The organism is Massilia agrisoli (assembly GCF_020831365.1).
GTDB lineage: Bacteria > Pseudomonadota > Gammaproteobacteria > Burkholderiales > Burkholderiaceae_D > Telluria_A > Telluria_A agrisoli.
Window position 1 is genome coordinate 193,963 of record NZ_JAJHPV010000002.1, and the last position, 21,378, is coordinate 215,340.

The following is a 21,378-nucleotide window of genomic DNA, read 5'->3' on the forward strand; positions in this document are numbered from 1 at the left end:
CGGGTCAGGCGTGGACAGGCTGGCCGGCGAGCCGGGGCGGCGCATTTTTGAGCAGCACATCGAATTGGTCGGCGGGAATCGGCTGGCCGAACAGGTAGCCCTGGCCATAGTCGCAGCCGGCGCGGGCCAGCATGTCGCGCTGTCCCGGCGTCTCGATGCCTTCGGCGATCACCTTCAGGCCGAGCTTGTGGGCCATCACGATGATGGCTTCGCACAGCGCGCAGTTGGCGGTATCTTGTTCCAGGTTGTGGACGAAGGACTGGTCGATCTTCAGGTAGTCGAGGTTGAACTTGCGCAGGTAGGACAGCGACGAGTAGCCGGTGCCGAAGTCGTCGAGCGAGATCTTGATGCCCGCGTTCTGGAAGGCGGCCAGCTTGTCCATCACGGTTTCGTCCGACGCCATCATCAGGCTTTCGGTGATTTCAATGCTGACGGCCGGCCCGGCGCCCGGCGGCCCGCCCAGCGTTTTGCAGTTGTTCAGCCATTCGCGGTAATAGGCCTCGTTGCTGCGGTAAAACTGGACCGGCGACACATTGACGCTGACGGTGAAGTCCGGCTGCGTGATGCGCCATTCGCCGGCCTGCTGGAGCGCGCGCTGGAACACCCAGTTGCCGATGCCGACAATCATGCCGGTGTGCTCGGCGATGGGAATGAAATCGACCGGGCTGATCTCGCCGTTCTCGGGATGCTGCCAGCGCAGCAGCGCCTCGGCCTTGACGATGCCGCCGGCATGCATGTCGACGATGGGCTGGTAGAACACGGTGAGCTGGTCATTGCCGATGGCGCGCCGCAGGTCGTTGCTGATCGCCATGCGCGTCTGCGCCGCCTCCTGCATGCTGTGCGTGAAGTAGCAGAAGCGGTTGCGGCCGAGCGCCTTGGATTCGTACATGGCCTGGTCGGCGTTGCGCAGCAGTTCGCCGACACTGGCGGCGTCTTGCGGATACAAGGTGATGCCGATGCTGGCCGAAATATAGGCGACTTCGTCATCCAGCTGAAACGGATGGGACAGGTCGTCGAGGATTTTCTGGGCCACGTCGGTGACGGTGGCAATGTTGGTCAGTTCGGCCAGGGTGATCGTGAATTCATCGCCGCCGAGGCGGGTGACGGTATCGCTGGCGCGCACGTACGAGGCCAGCCGCTTGCCCACCTGTTTGAGCAGCACGTCGCCGGTGGCGTGCCCGAGGGTATCGTTGATTTCCTTGAAATGGTCAAGGTCGATGAACAGCAGGGCCACCGGACGCTGGGTGCGGCGCGAGCGCTTGATGTCCATTTCCATGCGGTCGTGGAACACGCTGCGGTTGGGCAGGCCGGTCAGGCGGTCGAAATTGACTTCGCGCAGCGCCCGTTCGACCTGCTTGCGGTCGTACACCTCGGTCGACAGCGCGTAAGCCTGTTGCTGGAGCAGCGCGATGGTGCGGCGCATGGTGTCGAGGTCGGCGCCCATGTCGAGGTTTTCGGCCGGCAGCACTTCGGTATGCAGGCGGCACACCTCGCCGAACATGGCGCGGTCGTCCCCATGCGGGAAGGCGCTCAGCGGATAGGCGCACAACAAGGTGAACGGGTGCTGCTGCTGGAGTTCGTTGAAATAGTTCTCGACGTGGATCGCGGCCTGGTGCTTGCCGACCGTGTGCACATGGCAGTACTCGCCGGCGCACAGCAGCGCCACCATTTCGCCAAAAATGTAGACGTCGCCCTGGTGGGCGTCGGAGGCCCATTGCCGATGGCTTCGTGGAAGCGGGTCTGGTCCGGCAGGCCGTTGGCCATGAACAGCGGCAACATGTGGTTGGCGTCGAGCGGGATGTAATTGTCCCGGTGCGCAGCGCCGGGCAGGCCGCGCTGGGCCAGCGTTTTTTCCAGCTGGTCGAGGTGCTTGCGCGTGGCGATGACGATGCCCTTGTCGCCGGCGGACAGGGCCGAACCGATGAAATCGGCCAGCCCGTTGATGAGGAATCGGTCGTTTTCGTAAAACTGGACCAGGTGTGCTTGCGGCCCGTGACTGTGCATTGCCTTCACCTGCTTTGGTGAGAAAGACCATTAGACACGGGGGTGGGGGGCTGAGTTCAGCCCCCCGTTGCTACCAGGTACGGACGCGGCCGGTATCCATGTGCACGAACTGCGATTTGGGATAGTAGCCGACACCGCCGCCGCGCGCCGCCAGCGCCGCCTTGTGCAGCTGCGCCAGGTCGCGCCCCGGCAGGCGGATGTCGATGGCCTTGCCGTCCAGGTGCATGCTGTGGCGGGCCACGCCGCCGCTGGCCGCCGCCAGTTTGCGGTTGGTTTCCGGCGAACGGTAGCCGGAAATGACGTGCAACACATCGCTGCCGCCGAATTTGCCGGACACGCGGTCGAGCAGCATCAGCAGCTGCGGATCAATTTCCGCGATGGTATTGCTGCGGTGGTCGCGCAGCAGCTTGTTGATGTCTTTGAGTGCGTCAGGCACGAACTGACCCTCGGCCCAGAAAATACTGCGCAGGCTCTCACCCGTGTGGGTGTTGTACAGGCGCAAGGTGCGCTCGACAGGCTCGACTTTGGTGGTTTGGGCAGCGCGGGCAAAGGCCGGGACGCTGAGGGCAGAAGCCAGGACGACTGAGCTTTTCAGGAAAGAACGGCGTTGGTTCATGGTGGTCCTCCTCCATGTTCACAGACCTTCCATGATACACGGACGAGCCAAAGCGTGCATGCAACCGTGCGCATGCACGCCGCCATCCCTGGCGGGCTTGCCAGCCTGGCAAGCCTTATTCGGCGCTGACCCCGGCGCCGCCCTTGACCAGCACGCAGCGATTGGCCACGCAGGTGGCGCCCGGGTCGCGTTCAACCATGCAGTTTGACAACATGCCGCTGCGCTCGTTTTCGGCCTTGCGGGCCGCCGCATACTGCTCGCCCAGCGCCAGCAGGCGCGCGCTGTTGCCCGACTTGGTCGAGTACGCTACATAGCCTTCCGGCCCGCCACAGGCCTTGTGGCCGACCGGCATGGTGCGGCACTGGCTGGCGTTGTCGCACTCGGCAGTGCCGATTTCGTCCTGGATCTTCTTCCACAGCGCCAGGTGGGCCTGCCCGCCTGGCGCCGGGGCCGGAGCCGGGGCCGGCGCCGGTGACGGTGACGGTGACGTGGACGCGGGCGGCGCAGCCGCGGGCGGCACGGGCGCCGCGGGCGCATCGCCGTTAGCGGAAACGCCGCTGCAGGCGGCCAGGCCTAGCAACAGGGCGAGCGCGCCAAAGCGCGCGGAGCGGAGCAGTGTCGGATTGTTCATGCCGCCTATCTTGTACCGTCAATACCAAAATGGCAAGCGCCGCACGTTTGCCGACACATTGCAGTGCAGCACCATCGGCCCATCGCATCTGCTAGAGTGTGCCTCCGATCCACCCCCCGAATCCCCGAGGAATTACCGTGCTAAAACACCGACTGATCCTTGCCAGCGGCATGCTCGCGCTGGCCGCCAGTTGCAGCGCCGGCGCCGAAGCCGTCGCCGACAAGAACATGCTGCGCGCCCACCTGAGCTTTTTGGCCGATGACCTGCTCGAGGGCCGCGAAACCGGCAGCCGCGGCTACGACATCGCGGCCCGCTACGTGGCGTCGCAGTTCCTCCAGTACGGGGTCAGGCCGGCGGGCGACAAGGGCGGCTTCCTGCAACATGTGCCGCTGCGCGCGACCCGGCTGGTGCAGGAGTCGCCGGTGGTCGAGCTGCGCAGCGCGCGCGGCGCCGAAACGCTTGCCTATCTCGACGATTACGCGGTCAGCGGCAGCTTGCTGGAGGACCAGTCCGAGGTGGCGGCGCCACTGGTGTTCGTCGGCTACGGCATCCACGCCGACCGCCTGCGCCACAACGATTACGCCAACATCGATGTGAAAGGCAAGATCGTGGTGGTGCTGTCCGGTAAGCCGGGCAGTTTCCCGACCGAGGAGGGGGCCCATTTCGCCAGCGGCGAGCACAAGCGCAGCCTGGCGCTGCAGCACGGCGCGGTCGGCATGGTGACCTTGCAGACCCCGGTGGCGGAAAAGGCCGCGCCGTTTGCCAGGAACAGGGACTACCGCCATATCCCGTCGATGAGCTGGGTGCAGGCCGACGGCACGCCGGCGCGCGAAGCGGCGGCCATGCAGAACCGGATCAGCCTCAGCATTCCGGCATCGAAGAAGCTGTTCTCGGAAGTCGACCTGCGGCTCGACGACATTTACGCGCTGGCCCAGGCCAACCGGCCGCTGCCGCGCCTGGACCTGAAGCTGTCGATGCGCATGTTCAAGAAGAGCGTGCGTAGCGAGGTGGCCAGCAGCAACGTGGCCGGCATGATCGAAGGCAGCGATCCGGTGCTGAAGCACGAATACGTGGTGTTTTCCGCCCACCTCGACCACCTTGGCCAGGTCAAGGAGCGCAGCGGCGACAATATCTTCAATGGCGCGATGGACAACAGCACTGGCGTGGCAACCCTGATCGAAGCGGCGCGCCTGTTTACGGCCTCGGGCGTGAAGCCGAAGCGCTCGGTCCTGTTCATCGCCGTCACCGGCGAGGAAAAAGGCCTGCTGGGCGCCGACTACTTCGCCACCAACCCGACCGTGCCGCGCGGCTCGATCGTGGCCAACGTCAACCTCGACATGCCGCTGCTGGTCTACGACTTTAACAATGTGATGGCGTTCGGCGCCGAGCATTCGACCTTGAAGGACACCGCCACGCGCGCGCTGAAAAAAATGGGGATGGACCTGATTGCCGACCCGTGGCCTGAAATGGGCTTGTTCACCCGTTCCGACCACTATATGTTTGTGCGCCAGGGGATTCCGTCGATCTTCCTCGCCACCGGCATGGGCTCGGCGCGCAAGGACGAAAACCCGGGCAGGCTGTGGAACGAATTCCTCACCAAACGCTACCACCAGCCCAACGACGACCTGACCCAGCCGATCAACTACGACGCCGCCGCGCGCTTCGCCCAGCTCAATTACATGATCGCGCGCGAGATCGCCGACGCGCCGGCGCGCCCGGCCTGGAACAAGGACGACTTCTTCGGCGATACGTTCTCGAAATAAACGGGCCGCGCGGGCATGATTGAGATGCCTCAAGCGCGCGACCGAATGCCAAAACGAAGCGCGCGCAGGTCCATCCTACATGGACCCCGACTACCGCGCGTGCTTCCCCATGGCCAAACTTCCCCCCGACCAGCAAGCTGCCGTCGCCGCCGGCGCCGCCGCCCCGCGCCAGGTGATCGGGCTGGCCGAGGCGGTTGCGCTGATCATCGGCGTGGTGGTCGGCGCCGGCATCTTCAAGGCGCCGGCGCTGGTGGCCGGCCTCACCGGCCAGCCCGGCTGGATGTTTGCGGCCTGGGCGCTGGGCGGGCTGATGTCGGTGGCCGGGGCGCTCTGCTACGCTGAGCTCAGCACCGCCTACGCCCACGTCGGCGGGGACTACCATTTCCTGCGTCGCGCCTACGGCCGCCAGGTGTCCTTCCTGTTTGCCTGGGCCCGCTTCTCGGTCATCGCCACCGGCTCCATCGCGCTGCTCGGCTTCGTGTTCGGCGACTACATGCAACGCGTGCTGCCGCTGGGCGACCCGCAGGCGCCGTGGGGCGCGGCGGCCTACGCCGCGCTGGCCATCATCGCGCTGTCGTGGCTGAACATGCGCAGCGTGAAGGCGGGCACCTTCGCCCAGGCCTGGCTGACCACCATCGAGGTGGGCGGGCTGGTGCTGATCGTGTTTGCCGCGCTGTTCCTGGTGGCGGGCGGGGGCGCGCCGCCGGCCGACCCGGCCGCCGCGGCGCCGGCCTGGCCGGCATCGTTCGGCCTGGCGATGGTGTTCGTGCTGCTGACCTACGGCGGCTGGAACGAGGCGGCCTACCTCTCCGCCGAGCTGCTCGACGCGCGCCGCAACATGGTGCGCGCGCTGGTGCTGTCGCTGCTGATCATCACCGCGCTCTACCTGCTGGTCACCTGGGCCTACTGGAAAGGCCTCGGCATGGCCGCCATGAGCCGCTCCGACGCCGTGGCCGCCGACCTGCTGCGCGCCGCCTTCGGCGCACCCGGCGCCGCCATCATTTCGCTGGTCATCGCGATTGCCGCACTCACCTCGATCAACGCCACCATCATCGTCGGCGCGCGCTGCAGCTACGCGGCCGGGCGCGACTGGCCGCTGCTGCGCCGGCTGGCGGTGTGGGACCCGCGCCGCGGCACCCCCGCCAACGCGCTGCGGGTCCAGTGCGCCGCCGCGCTGCTGCTGGTGCTGGCCGGCGCATGGACCGGCAGCGGCTTCAAGTCGATGGTCGAATTCACCGCCCCCGTGTTCTGGCTGTTCTTCCTGCTGGCCGGGCTCTCGCTGTTCGTGCTGCGCGTGCGCGAGCCGGCCACCGCGCGGCCGTTCCGGGTGCCGCTGTTTCCTTTCGTGCCGCTGGCCTTCTGCGCCATGTGCGCCTACATGCTGTGGTCCAGCCTGTCATACGTGTACAGCCAGTCGCTGGGCGGATGGAACGCGGCGTGGGTCGGGGTCGCCGTGCTGGCGCTGGGCGGCCTGTTGCTGCTGGCCGCGGGCCGCAAGCCTGCGGCGGCCTGATCCCTTCTTCCATCGGTCTTTTTAAGGAGTCAACATGAGATACCCGCACCGCATCGAACATCCCCCCGGCCTGGCCGGCCTGTTGTCCCGGCTGGCCCTGTTGCTGCTGCTTGCCGGCGCCGCCGTCGCCCAGGCCTGGAGCCAGTCGCCGCGCCTGGACGTGCCCTTCGTGCCGACGCCCCAGCCGGTGGTCGACCGCATGCTCGACCTGGCCAAGGTGCAGCCCGACGACCTGATCTACGACCTCGGCAGCGGCGACGGCCGCATCGTCATCACCGCGGCCAAACGCTACGGCGCGCGCGGCGTCGGCATCGACCTCGACCCGCAGCGCATCCGCGAAGCGCGCGAGAACGCGCGCGAAGCCGGGGTCGAAGGCAAGGTCCAGTTCATCAACGGTGACCTGTTCAAGACCGACCTGTCCAAGGCCAGTGTGGTGACCTTGTATTTGCTAAACAGCGTCAACCGCGACCTGCGCCCGCAATTGTGGAAGCAGCTCAAGGTCGGCACGCGCGTGGTCTCGCACGCGTTCGACATGGGCGACGAGTGGCCGCCGGAGCGGGTAGAGGAGGTGGACGGCCGCACGATTTACTACTGGACCATCACCGAGGCCAACAAGCGGGCGGCGCGGCGCAGCGCCGCAGCGGGCGGGCGCGCAGGGCGCTGAGGGCAGTGCCGCGGCGGGGCAGGCAGCGCGGAAGGGGGCAAGGGCGGCGGCGAAGCTGGCCGCTGGACTGCCGGCCTGAGGTGGCGGATCGGCCTGCGGCCTTGACCTGGCCGGGCGAACTATCTATGCTTTTCGCGTACAGCCGTGTTCGCCAAGCGGAGCCGGCCTTCGTTCAACCGCCCATTCTCCGACTGGACTACGCCATGCCGACCTGCCAATGAGGGTGCTCCTCCGTGCGATTACCATGACCGCCAGCGCCTGTATCGCCTTCAGCACGGCCGGCTGCGCCTGGCTGGGGCCGCGCCCGGCCCCGCTCGATGCGGCGCGCTTCGCGCCCATCGACCATGCGATCGGCAGCGTGATTGCCGAACGGCGCATGCCGGGCGCGGTGTTCCACCTCGAACGCGCCGGCATGGCCTACCAGAAGGCTTACGGCAGCTACAGCTATGAAAAGGGCGCCGCCGCGGTGACGCCCGCGACCGTGTTTGACGCCGCCTCGCTGACCAAGATCGTGGCCACCGCGCCCTCGGTCATGCTGCTGGCCGAGGAAGGCCGCATCGCGCTCGACGCGCCGCTGGTGCGCTACCTGCCGGAATGCGCCGGCCAGGGGCGCGACCCGATCACCGTGCGCCACCTGCTGACGCACACCTCGGGCCTGCCGGCCGGCTTGCCGGCCACCCCGGGCTGGCACGGGCTGGCGCGCGCGCTTGAACTGGCCTGCAGCCGCACCCCGACCGACCCTCCCGGCACGGCGTTCCGCTATTCGGACGTCAACTACATCTTGCTGGGCGAGCTGGTGCGGCGCGTCTCGGGCCAGCCGCTCGACCGTTTCGCCCGGCAGCGCATCTTTACGCCGCTGGGCATGCGCGACAGCCGCTTCGTGCCGCTGGCGGCGCTGGAGGCGGCCCGCATCGCGCCCACCCAGCGCCTTGCCGGCGACGGCCTGCGCCTGCTGCAGGGCGAGGTGCACGACCCGACCGCGCGCCGGATGGACGGGGTGGCCGGCTCGGCCGGCTTGTTTACCACCGCCGCCGACCTGGCCCGCTTCGCGCGCATGCTGCTGGCCGGCGGCGAGCTCGATGGGGTGCGGGTGCTGTCGCGCGACAGCGTGCGATTGATGACGACAGCGCAGACCGGACCGGCCATCGTGGCCCAGCGCGGCATGGGCATGGACATCGACTCGCCGTTCGCGCGCCCGCGCGGCAAGCTGTTCCCGCTGGGCAGCTACGGCCATACCGGTTTCACCGGCTGCATCCTGTGGATCGACCCGGCGTCGGGCACCTTCTATGTGTTGCTGTCGAACCGGGTGTATCCGGACGACCGGAACAACATCCTCGACCTGTACGCGCGCCTCGGGACCCTGTCCGCCGAAGCCGTCAACGGCTTCGATTTCGCCGCACTGCACAAGACAAACCCGGCCAGGTAAGGCGGCCCGCGAACGCGGCGCCGCCCGTGAATGCGGAGGGGCCGGGCCGCGTCTTCCCCTGCACAGCTTGTAAAAAAATCTTCCCTGCTCGGCAATCGTGCGGGGTAGACAAGATATACATACCCGCATAGACTCGGTTTTGTCCATTACGACAGGGGGTCATGTGAGGCAGCCGCCGACAGCAGGGCAGCTCGATGCAGGCGCAAGCGATGGCATGGCGGTGGCGCCTGAGGAACAGGCCCGCGCCGACATGTACGCGCTGCTTGCGCGCATGCTGCATGCCGCCCCCGACGCGCCAATGCTGGCGACCCTCGCGGGCGCCGACGCCATCGTGGCCGGCCAGTCCGGCCATCCGCTCGACCGCGCTTGGGAACGCCTGGTGCTCGCCGCCGGCGTCATGGACGAGCGCGCCGTGGCGGAAGAATTCGACGCGCTGTTCATCAGCGTCGGCACCCCCGGCATCAACCCCTACGCTTCGCTCTACCTGTCCGGCTTCATCAACGAGAAGCCGCTGGTGGCCTTGCGCGACGACCTCGCGCGCCTCGGCCTGGGGCGCGCGCCGGGCCAGCGCGAAATGGAAGACCACCTCGGCGCCCTGTGCGAAGCGATGCGCCTGATGATCAGCGGGGCCGGCGGCGGCGCCATGCAGCCGCTGGCGCTGCAGCAGCAGTTCTTCGACACCCATATCGCGTCCTGGTACGGGCGCTGCCTGCACGACATCCGCTCGGCCCCGGAGGCGAACTTCTACCGCCTGGTCGCCGATTTTGCCCAAGCGTTCCTCGACGTCGAAGCCGAAGCCTTCGCGCTCGGCGAACAATGCGAAGCCGCGTGAGCGGCGCCAACGGAGTACACATGGACAAGCACGATACCGAGATGCCCGATGAATCGCGGCGTTCGTTCCTGAAGGCGGCCAGGGGCGCCGGCGCGCTCGGCGTGCTGGCGGCCGCGGCTGCCGGCGGTGCCGCCGAGGCCGCGCCCGCGCCGGAGCCGGCCGCGGCCGCGCCGCAAGCGAAGGGCTACCGCGTTACCGAACACATCCAGAAGTACTACAGTACCGCCCGCTACTGGTAAGGCGGGCAAGCACAGGAGCACTACTCCATGACGCTGGTAAAGACTGACAAGACTGCTGGCAGCGGCGCGTCCACGGCAAGCGCCGCGCTGCCCCAGGGGATAAGCCGTTCGGCAGGGGCCACGCTGCGGCGCCGCTCCTTCCTGGTCGGCGCCGGGGTAACGGCGGGCGCGGCCGCGCTGGCGCGCAAGCTGCCGCTCAACGTGATCCAGCCGGCCCAGGCCGCCGACAAAACCACCGCGGCCGCGCCGCCCGAAATCAAGCACACCGTGTGCACCCACTGCTCGGTCGGCTGTTCGATCGAGGCCGTGGTCAGCAACGGCGTCTGGATCCGCCAGGAGGCGGCCTTCGATTCGCCCATCAACATGGGCGCCCACTGCGCCAAGGGCGCCTCGGTGCGCGAGCACGGCCACGGCGAACACCGGCTGCGCTACCCGATGAAGCTCATCGGCGGCAAATACCAGCGCATCTCGTGGGACCAGGCCATCCACGAAATCGGCGACAAGATGCTGTCGCTGCGCCAGCAGGCCGGGCCCGATTCGATCATGATCATCGGCGGCAGCAAGCACAACAACGAGCAGGCCTACATGATGCGCAAGTTCGCGTCGATGTGGGGCTCGAACAACTGCGACCACCAGGCCCGCATCTGCCACTCGACCACCGTGGCCGGCGTGGCGCAGACCTTCGGGTACGGCGCGATGACCAACTCGTTCAACGACCTGCACTTCAGCAAGGCGGTGCTGTTCATCGGCTCCAACCCGGCCGAGGCGCACCCGATCTCGATGCTGCACTTCCTGCACGCCAAGGAGCTGGGCGCGAAGATGATCGTGATCGACCCGCGCTTCACCCGCACCGCGCGCTTTGCCGACCACTACGTGCGGGTGCGGCCGGGCACCGACATCCCGCTGGTGTGGGGCCTGCTGTGGCACATCTTCCAGAACGGCTGGGAAGACAAGGCCTTTATCGAACAGCGCACCTACGGCATGGAAGAAGTGCGCAAGGAAGTGGCCAAATGGACGCCGGACAAGGTATCGGACGTCACCGGCGTGCCGGAGTCGGCCGTGTTCATGGCGGCCGAGATGCTGGCCAAGAACCGGCCCTCGTCGGTGGTCTGGTGCATGGGCATCACCCAGCACCACGTCGGCACCGCCAATGTGCGCGCGCTGTCGATCCTGCAGCTTGCGCTTGGCAACATCGGCGTGGCGGGCGGCGGCGCCAATATCTACCGCGGCCATGACAATGTGCAGGGCGCCACCGACGTCGGCCCGAATCCCGATTCGCTGCCCGGCTACTACGGCATCGCCGAAGGGGCCTGGAAGCATTTCGCCAATGCCTGGGGCGTCGACTACAACTGGCTGCTGTCGCGCTACGGCTCGAAGGAGCTGATGGAAAAGCCGGGCCTGACGGTATCGCGCTGGTTCGATGGCGTGCTGGAGCGGAACGACTATGTCGACCAGCCGTCCAACCTGCGCGCCGTGCTGTACTGGGGCCACGCGCCCAACAGCCAGACCCGCCTGCCCGACATGAAGGAGGCGATGCAAAAGCTGGAACTGCTGGTGGTGATCGACCCTTATCCGACCGCCACCGCCGCCATGCACGGGCGCCAGGACGGCGTCTACCTGCTGCCGGCCACCACCCAGTTCGAAACCCAGGGATCGGTGACGGCGTCCAACCGCAGCATCCAGTGGCGCGAGCGGGTCATCCAGCCCCTGTTCGAGTGCAAGACCGACCAGGAGATCATGTACCTGTTCGCCAAAAAATTCGGTTTCGCGAACGAGTTCTGCAAGAACATCAAGGTGGTGCACAACGAGCCGGTCATCGAGGACATCCTGCGCGAGATCAACCGTTCGTGCTGGACCATCGGCTACACCGGCTGCTCGCCCGAGCGCCTCAAGCTGCACATGGAAAACAAGCACACCTTCGACCCGACCACCCTGCGCGCCGAGGCCGGCCCCTGCAAGGGCGACTACTACGGCCTGCCGTGGCCATGCTGGGGCACGCCGGAAATGAAGCACCCGGGCACGCCGATCCTGTATGACGAGTCGAAGTCGGTGGCCGAGGGCGGCCTGCCGTTCCGCGCCAACTGGGGCGTCGAGCGCGACGGCAAGACCCTGCTCGCGGCGGACGGCTCGGCCACGAAGGACAGTGAACTGGACACCGGTTACCCCGAATTCGACCACGTGTTCCTGAAAAAGCTGGGCTGGTGGAGCGAACTGACCCCGGCCGAGCAAGCCCAGGCCGAAGGCAAGAACTGGAAAACCGATGCCTCCGGCGGCATCATCCGGGTCGTCATCGCGCATGGCTGCGCGCCGTTCGGCAATGCCAGGGCGCGTTGCAACGTGTGGAACTTCCCCGACCCGGTACCCGTGCACCGCGAACCGCTGATGTCGCCACGCCGCGACCTGGTGGCCAAATACCCGACCTACGACGACAAGGCGAACTTCTGGCGCCTGCCGACCCTCTACAAGTCGGTGCAGACGGTCGACTTCGCCAAGGACTACCCGCTGATCATGACCTCGGGCCGGCTGGTCGAATACGAAGGCGGCGGCGACGAAACCCGCTCCAACCCATGGCTGGCCGAGCTGCAGCAGAACATGTTCATCGAAGTCAATCCGCACGACGCCACCCAGGCCGGGGTCCAGACCGGGCGCTACCTGTGGGTCGAAACCCCGAGCGGCGCGCGCCTGAAGATCATGGCGATGGTCACGCCGCGGGTGCCGGCCGGCATCGTCTGGATGCCTTTCCACTTCGCCGGATGGTGGATGGGCGAAGACCAGCTGGAAAAATACCCCGCCGGCGCGGCGCCGCTGGCGCGCGGCGAAGCGGTCAATACCGGCTGGACCTATGGCTACGACGCGGTGACGATGATGCAGGAAACCAAGGTGTCGTTATGCAGGCTGGCGGCCGCCTGAGGGCTGCCCGCGCGAACAACAGGAGACGAAGATGGCAGCAAGGATGAAGTTCATTTGCGACACCGAGCGCTGCATTGACTGCAACGGCTGCGTTACGGCGTGCAAGAGCGAGCATGAGACGCCGTGGGGCGTCAACCGCAGGCGGGTGGTCACCATCAACGACGGGATACCGGGCGAGCGCTCGATCTCGGTCGCCTGCATGCACTGCACCGACGCGCCCTGCCTGGCGGTGTGCCCGACCAACTGCATCTACCATACCGAAGACGGCATCGTCCTGCACAGCAAGGACCAGTGCATCGGCTGCGGCTACTGCTACTACGCCTGTCCGTTCGGCGCCCCGCAGTTCCCCGAGACCGGCATGTTCAACCACCGCGGCAAGATGGACAAGTGCACCTTCTGCGCCGGCGGCCCGGAAGTCGACACCTCCTCGGCCGAGTTCAAGAAGTACGGGCGCAACCGTATCGCCGAAGGCAAGCTGCCCGCCTGCGCCGAGCAATGCGCGACCAAGGCCCTGCTGGCCGGCGACGCCGACGTGATCGCCGACATCTACCGGCAGCGGGTGGAAATCCGCGGCTACGGCCCGGAACTGTGGGGCTGGAAAATCGCCTACGGACGCAAGCAGCGCACCGAGGCGACCAAGGCAAGGCGCGAGAACCAGGACACCGGCGACGCCCAGAACAACCCGCGCAGGTTCCCGACATGAGGCCGGCGCGCATCGCAGCGCTGGCAGCCTTGTGCGCCTTGCTCGGCGGCTGCCTGGAAGTCGAGCAGCACCCGGTATGGGTGAAAGGCCAGATCGCCGGCAAGCCGGACAACCTGCCGTACCAGGTCTGGTTTCACAACGACAAGCTGGCGTGGTCGGCGGCGATCCAGAACCGCACGCTCAAGCAGAACGAGTACCTGCGCGCCATGCCATGAGGAAGGACACACAATGACTCCGATCGACCTCCTGCGCCGGCTGCCGTTTGCCGCCTTGCTGGCGCTGCTGTGCGCATTGCTGCTGCTGCCTTCAGCCGCCCGGGCCGAGGTGCCCAACAAGGATGCGGTGCCGGCCTATGCCGAGGAACAGACCATCATGCAGGCCGAACACGATTCGGTGGCGCGCTCGCCCGGGTGGGGTTCGTCGGCATCGGGCAAGGTGCATGTCGACCGCAACTTCCTCGGGCAATACGGCGCCAGCGAAGGCAACGTCATCCTGCAACGGGGCGGCAATACCTGGCGCGTGCTGCGCAACGGCCCCATGGCCACCCTCAGCGGCACCGTGCTGCTGGTGGTGCCGCTGCTGCTGTTCGGCTTTTACCTGATGGCGGGGCCGGCCCGCGTCGAGCAGCGCGAATCGGGGCGGCGCATCGTCCGCTTCACCGCATGGGAACGGCTGGTGCACTGGGCCACGGCGATCAGCTTCATCCTGCTCGCCGTCACTGGCCTCCTGATCATGTTCGGCAAGCTCCTGATTCCCCTGGTCGGCGCCACCGCCTTCTCATGGCTGGCCATCATTTCCAAATACGTGCATAACTTCATCGGGCCGCTGTTCATCGTCTGTTCGGTGATCATGTTCTTCACCTTCCTGCGACGCAATGTCTTCCGGCGCTGGGACTGGACCTGGATCAAGCAGGGCGGGGGGCTGATCAGCCACAAGCATATTCCCGCCGATTATTTCAATGCCGGTGAAAAAATCTGGTTCTGGGGCGGCGTGGTGTTGCTGGGCCTCGTGATGTCGGTCACCGGGCTGATACTCGATTTCGTCACCGTCGGCCAGACCCGCTACGTGCTGCAGGTCGCGAACATCCTGCACATCGTCGGCGCCACCTTGTACATCGCCGCCTCGCTCGGCCACATCTACATCGGCACCCTGGGCACGCCCGGCGCTTACGAGGGCATGCGCCACGGCACGGTCGACGAGGAATGGGCGCGCACCCACCACGAGATCTGGTACCAGAAAGTGATCGACGGCACCCCGGGCGCGGCGCCGCCGGGTTCCGGCCCCTATGGGCCGGATACGACCAGTCCCGGCCGCGCGCACTGACCTTGCAGGGAAAAGGCACATGAAACGACATCTCCACCTTCCCGCGGCGCTGGCGCTGCTGGCCCTGGCCGGCGGCTGCGGCGAGCGCGACCTTGCCGCCACCAGCGCGACCACCGGCGTGCGCCAGACCACCTTCCCCGGACAAATTACCGCCGGCGGCGGCACCAGCGGTGCGGTAATGGCGCGCACCGCGCGCCCTGAAACCGACGCCACCTACGCGGGCGGCACCCCGGGCATTGCCGGCGGCAGCGGCGGCAACACCGGTGGCGCCGCCACCGCGGGCACCGTCGTCGAAGCGGGGCAGGGCCCATCGTCGGGCACTGCGCCGGTGACCGGAGCGGGCGCCGGCCCGGTAGCGCCAATCGCGCCGGGCGGCCCTGCGCCGTCGGCCGCGCCTGTGGGCACCGTGCCCCCCGCGGGCGCCTCGCCGCGTGGCGGCACGGCCCCCACCATCGGCCAGATACCGACGGCGGGCAGCGAGCCGCCGCCCCGCCCGCCCCAACCCTGAACAACGGTGATCCCATGTCCCTGATAAAAACCACGACGGTCTTGCTGCTGCTGGCCATGCCCGCACTGGGGCTGGCCAGGCTGCCGCCACCCACGCCGGCCCAGGCGCAGCTAGCTGCCGAGAAAAAGGCCCAGGCCGCGGCGCAGGCCGAAAAGGACAAGCTGGCGCTGGTCGCGTCGATGGACGCCTTGTCGGCGCGCTGGCGCAGCCGCGCCGCCAGCGAAGGCTGGAAGGCCAATCCCCCGGTGTCGCTTGCCGCCCCGCTGCCGGCGCTGGTGCAGCCGAACACCCAGACCAGCCCGTCGGGCCAACCTGGCGGGGTGATGGGGCCGGCCGCCAAGCTTGCGCCGATGACCAGCGAAAAAAGCGGCACCGCCGCCCCCAGCGCCGACGTGAAAAAAGCGCCGTCGAAGCCCTACCAGCAAAAAAAGTAAAGGAAACAGCATGCGCATGGCCAGCTTGCCGATTGCAGTCATCATGCAGCGGCGCTCGTTGCAACACCGCTGGGCCACCGAGGCATGGTCGGCCGTTGGCGTGGTCGCCGACGGCGGCCTGCCGCCGTACCGGGTGCTCAGCCAGGACGAGCACCGCGAGACCTACCTGGTCGGCGGCCTGACGCTCGAGCTGTACCCTGACGAGAACGACGGCTACTTCGAGAACTGCGTGGCGCCCGAAGCAAAGGTGTTCATCAAGTGGCGCATGGAAGAAGGCCGGGCGATGCCGGTGCAGGCCTCGGTCAGCTACGCCGACGGCGCCCGCATGTTCGATTCGGGTGAAAGCGCCGACGGTGTGCCGATGCCGTCCGACATCCATGCGTGGCTGGCGGAGTACCTGCGCACCCACTACGCGCCACCGGTCCGGCGCGGCAAGGAATACAAACAACGCAAGCAGGACGGCCATGCCGGCTGAAGGCTTCTTCCAGCGCTGGTCGCGCCTGAAAACCGAACCGGTGCCTGCTGGCACGGTGGCGGACGACAGGCCGCCTGGCGCGCAGCGCGAGGTCGCGCCGGTGCCGGACAACCGGCCCGCCCAGCCGGAACCGCAGGCCGACGGGCAGCAGCCGGCGGTACGCCCGCCGACGCTCGACGATGTGGCGCAACTGCGGCCCGACTCCGATTATTCCGCCTTCGTCGCGCGCGGTGTCGACACCTCGGTGCGGCGCGGCGCATTGAAGAAGCTGTTTGCCGACCCGCATTTCAACATTGGCGACGGGCTTGACCTGTACATGGGCGACTACAACAAGCCCGACCCGATCCCGGCGGCCATGATGAGCGCGCTGCGCCACACGCAGAGCTTCTTTGCCCAGGCCTATCCGGACCAGAAGGCCGATGAGGAGGACAAGGACAGCCAGGGCGTGGACACCGGCACGCTGGCAGCCGTGGACCAAGCCGCCGGCGCGCCTGCGCCCTGCATCCCGGAACCATCGACGCCAGTCACAGCAGCAGCTGCCGCCACCACCGCCGCCACCAGAACCATCACCGAGGACCAGGCATGAACGACAGGCCAGCAATTGACTGGGTACAGGAACACCGCAACGCCGCCGCCCGCGAGGCGGCCCTCGCCGTCGTCCTGGCGCCGCCGCCGGACAGCCTGCAGACGGTGTCCTATACGTCGGCCGGCAAGACCCTGGTGATCGGCAGCCCCGACCTGGCGCTCAGGTGCGCCGACCAGCTGTGCGGCGTGCTGCCAGTGACGGTGCTGCTGACCGGCCCGGCCGCGCAGCCAGCGTCGCCTGCCTACCAGGCGCTGCACTGCAGCGAAATCGAGCTCAGCGGCTGGCTGGGCGCATTCGACGCGCGCTGGCGCGACGCTGGCCGCGGCGTGCTGCGCCGGGAGGGCCGCTTCGACCTGGTGCTCGACCTGTCGCCCGCACCACTGATCGGCTCGCACCAGAAGCCGCACGGCTACTTTGCGCCGGGGGCCGGCGACGCGGACATCGCCGCCGCGATCGACAGCCTGGCCCAGATGATCGGCGAGTTCGACAAGCCCAAATACTTCAGGTACAAGGACAGGCTGTGCGCGCACAGCCGCAATGGCCAGGCCGGCTGCAGCGCCTGCATCGACATCTGCTCGGCCAGCGCGATTGCCAGCGCGGGCGACCTGGTCCGCGTCAACCCCTACCTGTGCGCCGGCTGCGGCGCCTGCACGACCGTGTGCCCGACCGGCGCCCTGGCCTACGCCTATCCAGGCGCGCCCTACACGGGCGACCGCCTGCGCGCCGTGCTGGCCAGCTATGCGCGCGAGGGCGGACTCGACCCGGTCATCTTGTTCCATGGCGCGGGGCAGGGAAGCAGTGTCGTCTCGATGCTGGACGCCAACAGCGAAGGCCAGCCATACGGCTTGCCGGCGCGCGTGATTCCGCTGGAGCTGCACCACATGGCGGCGACCGGCATCGACGTGTGGCTGAGCGCGATCGCCTACGGCGCCAGCGGCATCTCTGTGCTGGTCACCGACGAGGAAGCGCCGCAGTACGCGGACGCGCTGGAAGACCAGATGGGCATGGCGCAGGAAATTTTGTCGGCGCTCGGTTACGCCGGCGTGCATTTCCAGCTGGTGCGGGCCGCAACGCCCGCAGGGCTTGGCCAGGCGCTGGCCAACGCGCCGGCCGGCGTCGCGCCGCGCCAGGCCGCCACCTTCCACCTGGCCCAGGAAAAACGCAACGCCCTCGACATGGCCCTCGACCACTTGTTCCGGCACGCCACGCTCCAGCCGGTGCACGTGCCGTTGCCGCCGCGTTCGCCGTTCGGCGCGATCGCCGTCGACAAGGCCAGCTGCACCCTGTGCATGTCCTGCGTGGGCGCCTGCCCGTCGTCGGCCCTGATGGACAGCGATGCGGCCCCGCAATTGCGTTTCGTGGAAAAGAACTGCGTGCAGTGCGGACTGTGCGCCAACACCTGTCCGGAGGACGCGATCGCGCTGGTGCCGCGCATGTCGTTTGCCGATACCTGGAACAAGGCGGTGGTGCTCAACGAAACAGAGCCGTTCTGCTGCATCCGCTGCAACAAGCCCTTCGGCACCTTGCTGATGATCCAGAGCATGCTGGGCAAGCTGGCGCAGCACAGCGCCTTCCAGGGCAACCTCGACCGCATCCGCATGTGCGGCGACTGCCGCGTGATCGACATGATGCAGTCAAACCTTGCCGGCGACGGAGGCAAAACCGCCGGGCGGGTGGCTTAAGCGGCGGCGCCGCCGCCAGCCTCGCCGGCGTCAAACACGGCCTTGCGCGGCAGCACAACCTTGAACACGGTGCCCGTGCCCACTTCGCTGCGCACCTCGAACTGGCCGCCGTGCTTTTTGACGATGCCGTAAGACAGCGACAAGCCCAGGCCCGTGCCCTTGCCAACCGGCTTGGTCGTGAAGAAGGGCTCGAAGATGCGGCCCAGGTTTTCCTCGCGAATGCCCTTGCCCGTGTCCTCGACTTCGACCCAGACGAAGTCGTCGTCGAAACCGGTGCGCAGGGTGATTTTGCCGCGGTCCTCGATGGCATGGGCGGCGTTGACGATCAGGTTCATGAACACCTGGTTCAGCTGCGACGGGTAGCAGTCGATGGCGGGAATGCCCGCGTACTGCTTGACGACCTCGCACTTGTACTTGAGCTCGTTCCAGACCACGTTCAGGGTGCTGTCCAGCCCCGTTTCGAGGTTGGCCTGCTGGTGCCCGCCGCTGTCCACATGCGAGAAATCCTTCAGGTCGCGCACGATGCGCTTGACCCGTTCCAGCCCGTCGAGCGACTCGGCCAGCAGGCTGCCAACGTCTTCGCGCAGGTAGGCGGCGTCGATTTCCTGCTTGATCTTGCCGAGCTCCTGGCGCTCGGCCGGCGTCAGGCCCGGCTCGCGCTGCTCGTAGGCATCAATCAGGCGCAGCATGTCGGTGGTGTAGCGCTGCAAGGTGCCGAGGTTGGAATTGACGAAGCCGATCGGGTTGTTGATTTCGTGGGCCACGCCGGCCGCCAGCACGCCGATCGAGGCCATCTTCTCCGACTGCAGCAGCTGGCTTTGCGCCTCGCCCAGCTTGCGGATCAGGTCGGCCTGCAGCGACTTTTCCGTCTCCAGCGTGGCATTGGCCTGCTGCAGCGCCGCGGTGCGTTCGCGCACCCGCTGTTCAAGCTGGTCGCGCGATTCGCGCAGGGCTTCGGCGGCCAGCTGGCGCTCGGTGATGTCGGTATACCCGAACACCCGGCCGATGATGCGTTCGCCCAGGTATTGCGGGCGCGAGCGGCATTCGAACACGCGGCCGTCGCGCAGCCGGAACACATCCTCGGCCTCGTTGCGGTCCACCACCTCGTGCAGGCGGGTGACGCACAATGCGCGGTCGACCACCTGGCTGCACAGGTAGTCGAGGATCGCAGCGTCGTTGCGCTCTTGCAGCAAGGCATCGGGGATCGCCCACATCTTGCTGAACAGCCGGTTCATGCTGGCGATCTTGCCGTGCCAGTCCAGCACCAGGATGCCGTTGCCGGTGGACTCCAGGGTGGCGCGCAGCTGCGACAAGGTATGGTCGAGCGCGTCCTCGACCTTGCGTTCATGGCGGCTGTCGCGCGCCTGCACCAGCAGCAGCGCGGCGCCGTCATGGTCGACCACCCGTACCTGCTTGGTGACGGTCAGTTGCGAGGCATCGGCGCACTGGTACTCGCCTTCCTGGGCATCGATGTCCAGGTACTGGCCGTTGCGCACGTCTTCCCAGTAAAACACGTCCTGCAGCGAACTTTCGATATCGGTGATCGTCATCGTCAGCAGCTGTTCCTGGCTGTAGCCCAGCGCCTGCGCGGCCGCCCGGTTGGCCAGCACGATGCGCAGGCCGGCCGGCTCGACCAGCAGCATCATGTTCGGGCTGTGGTCCAGCATCAGTTGCTGAAGATTGCTCATCAGGCAGGTGCTCCGGCGCCGGGGTCGAAGTAGTAGCTGACCCGCTTGCGCGGGCTCAGGTACATATAGATTTCGCGCGGCACCTGGGCCGGGCGGATCGACTTGACGATGTTCAGGTCGGTCTCGCGGTCCATGTCGACCAGGATCGCTTCTTCACGCGGCACGCCCTGGTCGTAAATCACCAGCACCGGCTTCATCGGCCGCGTGGTGTTGACGGTGGCGACCATGCCGATCACGCCGTTCGACAGCTGCACGATGGTCCCGGGCGGATACACGCCCAGGCAGCGGATGAACACCTGCAGCAGCTTCGGGTCGAACTTGCTGCGCAGCTTGGTGAACATCATCGACAGCGCCTCGTGCGGCGTCAGCGCCGCCGCCACGTTCAGCGGGTTGCACAGTTCGTCGTAGCAGTTGGCGATGGCGATAATGCGCGGCAGCACGCCGATGGCATCGCCCTTGAGCTTGCGCGGGTAGCCGGTGCCGTCGAAGGCTTCGTGATGGTCGCGGATGACCGAAATCACCGGCGCCGGGAAGTGCAGGCGCTCGCCGATCTCGACGCCGTACTGGGTATGCAGTTCGTAGAAGTTGCGCTCGGCCTGGGTCAGCGGGTCGCGCTTGTTAAGGATCTTGTCCGGGATGTTCTTGTGGCCGACATCGTGGAACAGTCCCGACAGCGCCATCGGCGCCGCCACTTCCGGCGGCAGCTTGATGTCGCGCGCGATGATCATCGACAGCATCGTCACGTTCAGCGAGTGGTAGTAGACCTCCTCGCCGCCCATCTTGTCGCCCATCACGTGGATCGCCATCTCGGGCGCCACCAGGATCGAGTCGACAATCTGGCCGATCAGCGCGGTGGCCTTGCGCAGGCTTTCTTCGGGCTGGGGGAACAGGTTTTTTTCGATGTCGCGGATGGCCCGCGCGGTGTTCAGGAAGGCGTCTTCGATGCGCGCGGCGGCGGCGCGCTGGTCCTTGATGCGCTCCATCAGCGCCAGCTTGGCCTGCAAGGCCGGCGACATCGGCGCCGCCGCGGCCGGCGCGGCGGGCGCGGCCGCGGCGCCGGCCGGCTGGGCCGCCGCCGGCAGGCGCGGCGCCACGTCCGACAGCGCAGGATCGTAGCGCACCTTGGCCAGGCCGAGGCCGGCAATGGTGCGGATCTGCTCTTCATTCTTGATCTTGAAATGGCTGAAGGCGAAAGGATGCTCGAACCACTTCAGGTCAAGGTGGATGTACAGGCCGACTTCAAGCTGGTCTATGGATATTTCGAAATTATCGAGCATGGGCAGCCATCCTTTTCGTGCTCTTAGGATACTCGGCTGTCGCGCGAACAGCAACAGCGGGCGCGTGCGCACCGTACCAGCATGGTTTTAAAGGTATGATTTTC

The 21,378-nt window shown here is 67.1% G+C and carries 20 protein-coding genes and 1 pseudogene; 15 read left to right on the top strand and 6 right to left on the bottom strand.

Features of this window, described 5'->3' with window-relative positions; genetic code table 11:
- Positions 1-4: 4 nt before the first annotated feature.
- The 4 genes and pseudogenes from LMJ30_RS00965 to LMJ30_RS00980 form a co-directional block, all read right to left on the bottom strand.
- On the bottom strand, positions 5-1,669 hold the full coding sequence (locus LMJ30_RS00965) for a putative bifunctional diguanylate cyclase/phosphodiesterase (protein WP_229430462.1): 1,665 nt from the start codon (positions 1,667-1,669) through the stop codon (positions 5-7).
- A gap of 122 nt (positions 1,670-1,791) precedes the next feature.
- Positions 1,792-2,004: pseudogene (locus tag LMJ30_RS21810) on the bottom strand (MEDS domain-containing protein); the annotation flags it as partial.
- Between the two features lie 70 nt (positions 2,005-2,074).
- Positions 2,075-2,620, bottom strand: coding sequence for a peptidoglycan L,D-endopeptidase MepK (mepK, locus tag LMJ30_RS00975; protein ID WP_229430464.1), 546 nt, complete (start codon positions 2,618-2,620; stop codon positions 2,075-2,077).
- 115 nt (positions 2,621-2,735) lie between these two features.
- The gene (locus LMJ30_RS00980; RefSeq protein WP_229430465.1) at positions 2,736-3,251 is read right to left on the bottom strand and encodes a hypothetical protein; all 516 of its coding nucleotides are present in this window, start codon (positions 3,249-3,251) and stop codon (positions 2,736-2,738) included.
- Between the two features lie 137 nt (positions 3,252-3,388).
- Between LMJ30_RS00980 and LMJ30_RS00985 the strand changes: the two genes are divergently transcribed.
- From LMJ30_RS00985 to LMJ30_RS01055, 15 genes are all read left to right on the top strand, one after another.
- Entirely contained in the window at positions 3,389-5,014 is a 1,626-nt protein-coding gene (locus LMJ30_RS00985) for a M28 family metallopeptidase (RefSeq protein WP_229430466.1), read from the top strand.
- A 109-nt stretch (positions 5,015-5,123) separates the two neighbouring features.
- Positions 5,124-6,527: an APC family permease gene (locus LMJ30_RS00990; protein WP_229430467.1), complete on the top strand. Its 1,404-nt coding sequence runs from the start codon at positions 5,124-5,126 to the stop codon at positions 6,525-6,527.
- A gap of 34 nt (positions 6,528-6,561) precedes the next feature.
- Positions 6,562-7,191, top strand: coding sequence for an SAM-dependent methyltransferase (locus LMJ30_RS00995; protein WP_229430468.1), 630 nt, complete (start codon positions 6,562-6,564; stop codon positions 7,189-7,191).
- Positions 7,192-7,408: 217 nt separating this feature from the next.
- Positions 7,409-8,617: a serine hydrolase domain-containing protein gene (locus LMJ30_RS01000; protein WP_229430469.1), complete on the top strand. Its 1,209-nt coding sequence runs from the start codon at positions 7,409-7,411 to the stop codon at positions 8,615-8,617.
- Between the two features lie 163 nt (positions 8,618-8,780).
- On the top strand, positions 8,781-9,449 hold the full coding sequence (locus tag LMJ30_RS01005; RefSeq protein WP_229430470.1) for a TorD/DmsD family molecular chaperone: 669 nt from the start codon (positions 8,781-8,783) through the stop codon (positions 9,447-9,449).
- A 20-nt stretch (positions 9,450-9,469) separates the two neighbouring features.
- Positions 9,470-9,688 (top strand): formate dehydrogenase, encoded by a 219-nt coding sequence (locus LMJ30_RS01010; protein WP_229430471.1) that lies wholly within the window; start codon positions 9,470-9,472, stop codon positions 9,686-9,688.
- Between the two features lie 27 nt (positions 9,689-9,715).
- Positions 9,716-12,598 (top strand): molybdopterin-dependent oxidoreductase, encoded by a 2,883-nt coding sequence (locus LMJ30_RS01015; RefSeq protein ID WP_229430472.1) that lies wholly within the window; start codon positions 9,716-9,718, stop codon positions 12,596-12,598.
- A 31-nt stretch (positions 12,599-12,629) separates the two neighbouring features.
- Positions 12,630-13,301, top strand: a complete 672-nt coding sequence (fdh3B, locus tag LMJ30_RS01020) for a formate dehydrogenase FDH3 subunit beta (RefSeq protein ID WP_229430473.1) — start codon at positions 12,630-12,632, stop codon at positions 13,299-13,301.
- Positions 13,298-13,516 (top strand): hypothetical protein, encoded by a 219-nt coding sequence (locus tag LMJ30_RS01025; protein ID WP_229430474.1) that lies wholly within the window; start codon positions 13,298-13,300, stop codon positions 13,514-13,516. Before fdh3B ends, LMJ30_RS01025 begins: the two co-directional genes overlap by 4 nt.
- A gap of 13 nt (positions 13,517-13,529) precedes the next feature.
- Positions 13,530-14,624, top strand: coding sequence for a formate dehydrogenase subunit gamma (locus tag LMJ30_RS01030; protein ID WP_229430475.1), 1,095 nt, complete (start codon positions 13,530-13,532; stop codon positions 14,622-14,624).
- A gap of 19 nt (positions 14,625-14,643) precedes the next feature.
- Entirely contained in the window at positions 14,644-15,132 is a 489-nt protein-coding gene (locus LMJ30_RS01035; RefSeq protein WP_229430476.1) for a hypothetical protein, read from the top strand.
- A 14-nt stretch (positions 15,133-15,146) separates the two neighbouring features.
- Positions 15,147-15,566, top strand: coding sequence for a hypothetical protein (locus tag LMJ30_RS01040; protein WP_229430477.1), 420 nt, complete (start codon positions 15,147-15,149; stop codon positions 15,564-15,566).
- Between the two features lie 10 nt (positions 15,567-15,576).
- A complete protein-coding gene (locus tag LMJ30_RS01045) occupies positions 15,577-16,041 on the top strand; it encodes a DUF3305 domain-containing protein (protein WP_229430478.1) in 465 nt (154 codons plus the stop codon).
- Positions 16,031-16,627 carry a DUF3306 domain-containing protein gene (locus tag LMJ30_RS01050; RefSeq protein ID WP_229430479.1) on the top strand — a complete coding sequence of 199 codons (597 nt, stop codon included), beginning with the start codon at positions 16,031-16,033 and terminating at the stop codon, positions 16,625-16,627. The genes LMJ30_RS01045 and LMJ30_RS01050 overlap by 11 nt, the downstream gene beginning before the upstream one ends.
- A complete protein-coding gene (locus tag LMJ30_RS01055) occupies positions 16,624-18,309 on the top strand; it encodes a 4Fe-4S binding protein (protein ID WP_229430480.1) in 1,686 nt (561 codons plus the stop codon). Before LMJ30_RS01050 ends, LMJ30_RS01055 begins: the two co-directional genes overlap by 4 nt.
- Here LMJ30_RS01055 and LMJ30_RS01060 read toward each other — a convergent pair.
- Complete coding sequence (locus LMJ30_RS01060; protein WP_229430481.1) at positions 18,306-19,997, bottom strand: PAS domain-containing sensor histidine kinase; 1,692 nt, start codon at positions 19,995-19,997, stop codon at positions 18,306-18,308. The two genes, LMJ30_RS01055 and LMJ30_RS01060, sit on opposite strands and share 4 nt — an antisense overlap.
- Complete coding sequence (locus LMJ30_RS01065) at positions 19,997-21,274, bottom strand: HD-GYP domain-containing protein (protein WP_229430482.1); 1,278 nt, start codon at positions 21,272-21,274, stop codon at positions 19,997-19,999. Before LMJ30_RS01065 ends, LMJ30_RS01060 begins: the two co-directional genes overlap by 1 nt.
- Between the last annotated feature and the right edge of the window lie 104 nt (positions 21,275-21,378).